Genomic DNA, 2,200 nt, shown 5'->3' on the forward strand with positions numbered 1-2,200 from the left:
GGTAGAGTCGAGAGGGGGTATTATCCCCCGTCCCTCTCTGTTAGAACCGTACGTGCCCGTTTCCGTGCATACGGCTCCCGATGTTCTTACCTTGCGGTTTTGCTCATGTGGATATAATCGTGACAGCTTTCATGTACAGCTAGCAGATTTTTCTTCTTCCAGTTGTCGTGATTACCATCTATGTGGTGTAGATGTACTCGTTCTTCGCTAAGCATCTTTAAACCACAATGACCACACGCATGGTTTTGCTTTCTTAAGGCTCTAGAGGTTTCACCGTCGTAGAGTTTGCTATTACGCTCGCTCCAGTAGATGAGGTCACCGTCATAAGGAGACTTGTTTCCTTTAACGTTAACGTGTTTATTTTCGGAGTAAGGAACTTTTGGGAACGCCTTATTTAGTAAAGTCTTACTAGTATATCGGTTGTTCTTTGCTTCCTTGTTGAACACTCTGAATGTTCTGAGTTGGATATGGTATAGAGAGTACTTATCCATGTCACAGAACTTATGATAGTTCCTCCATCCTCTAACCAAGGGGGCTAGTTTTTCAGCTTTTTCCTTGGAACCATAGTTAGAGCAATTGACGATGGCTTTTACTTTCTTACGGAATGATTTGTAATTGTCCTCCGAAGGGACACATCTAAATTTTCCGTTGCTTTGCACTTTGAAGCGCCAGCCGAGGAAATCAAAACCATCTGTCGATGCAGTAATCTTTGTCTTTTTCTCACTGATATTCATTCCTCTATCTGCAAGGAACTGGTTTATTTTTCCAAGTATTTCTTCTGCATTGTCTTCGGGTCTGAGTATTATAACCATATCATCCGCGTACCTAATGGATGGCTCTATGATGTCACTTGGCGACGTATTGGGCGTTATTCTTGCCTTGCCACCGTTTGTGTGGTATCTATGTATACTTTCGATTCCGTTGAGTGCGATGTTGGCTAAAAGTGGACTTACCACGCCACCCTGTGGTGTTCCCTGTTCTGGGAATTCCGGGTTAACCCCAGCCTTAAGGCAGCGGAAGATACTTCTCTTCATACCCTGTGGGGCGATGAGATTATCCATTATGGCGGAGTGGTTTATCCTATCGAAGCATTTCTCTATGTCGAGTTCTATTACTCGCTTTTTTATCCCATTTGAGTTTGAGCTTAGGTTAATGAATATGACTTTCTGCGCATCGTGCGCAGAGCGTCCTGTTCTGAACCCGTAACTCTTTGGGTGGAATGTTGCTTCGTGTGCTGGTTCTAGTGCAAATTTCACAAGGCACTGCCATGCTCTGTCTGCAATAGTAGGAACTTTTAGAATTCTGGTTTTACCATCTTTCTTCGGGATTGGGATTTGTCTTAGCTTGCTATGATGCCAGTTAAGATATTGTTCCTTTAGAGTTTCCTCTAGTTGGAAGCGTTCTTCGTAGTTGAGGGACGCTTTACCATCTACTCCCGCAGTCTTTTTGCCAGCATTTAGCTGTGTTACTTGTCTAATAGCCAGTAACCGTGCAGCCTTAGATTTCAGAATCAGCTTTTGTAAAGACCTTGCTTTCTGCATGTCTCCTGCTTTAACTGCTTTGAACAGCCTTACTTGTAGGCGAAATAAACTACGTCTGAGTTTTCCCCAGGCGATGTTCTTCCAAGATTCACTAGCATTGCTACTGTGCCCAATCATGCTCTACTCCTAAAGTTGTTTTCTGAACACCTCAGACCAATTACGGTCTGTCCTACCCGAATCAACGGAATTCAGCCGCTCGTCTGGCTTACCTGGGTTTCGACCGTTCCCAAGACCTTTGACTCGTTTTTATTCGTTCCCCAAGCTGATTTTTGTGTACCGTTAGGTGGAACCATTTCAACCGCTAGAACCCCTTACTCTTGCCGCTTACCCCCTAAGATATCGGCGGGATTTTCTCTAGCCAAGTCAGGGATTTTGTGTTATGTCCTGCTCAAGCCGTAGGTCGCTTTTCTAGGTTCAGTTTCACCGTGGGTACTCCCTGTTAGCGCCAGTGTCAGCCCATAACAGCCGTCTGATTGCGCCCTGTTCCCAGCTTCACTCTGTGAAATTCCGAGTTCACTCGGTGTGGGCAGATAAGGAGTCACCCCTGAGTTTGAGGGGAAGGGCTTTCACCTTCATCTTGCTTGGAGTTCAGCCGTTTCCGGTTGACTAGCTTATGTACGGACTGGTTACCGCGATTCAGCTAGTAACGAATCGCACTA

General features: G+C 45.2%; 1 protein-coding gene. It reads right to left on the bottom strand.

Going from position 1 to position 2,200, the window contains the following annotated elements; all coding sequences use genetic code 11:
- Positions 1–86: 86 nt before the first annotated feature.
- On the bottom strand, positions 87–1,658 hold the full coding sequence (locus ACM0OZ_RS48505) for a group II intron reverse transcriptase/maturase (protein WP_414590100.1): 1,572 nt from the start codon (positions 1,656–1,658) through the stop codon (positions 87–89).
- Between the last annotated feature and the right edge of the window lie 542 nt (positions 1,659–2,200).

Source organism: Scytonema sp. PCC 10023 (assembly GCF_963920835.1).
Taxonomy (GTDB): domain Bacteria; phylum Cyanobacteriota; class Cyanobacteriia; order Cyanobacteriales; family Nostocaceae; genus Kalymmatonema.

Bases quoted from the DNA above. Each gene is read 5' to 3' on its own strand.
- ACM0OZ_RS48505 (WP_414590100.1), bottom strand. From the start codon at position 1,658: ATGATTGGGCACAGTAGCAATGCTAGTGAATCTTGGAAGAACATCGCC.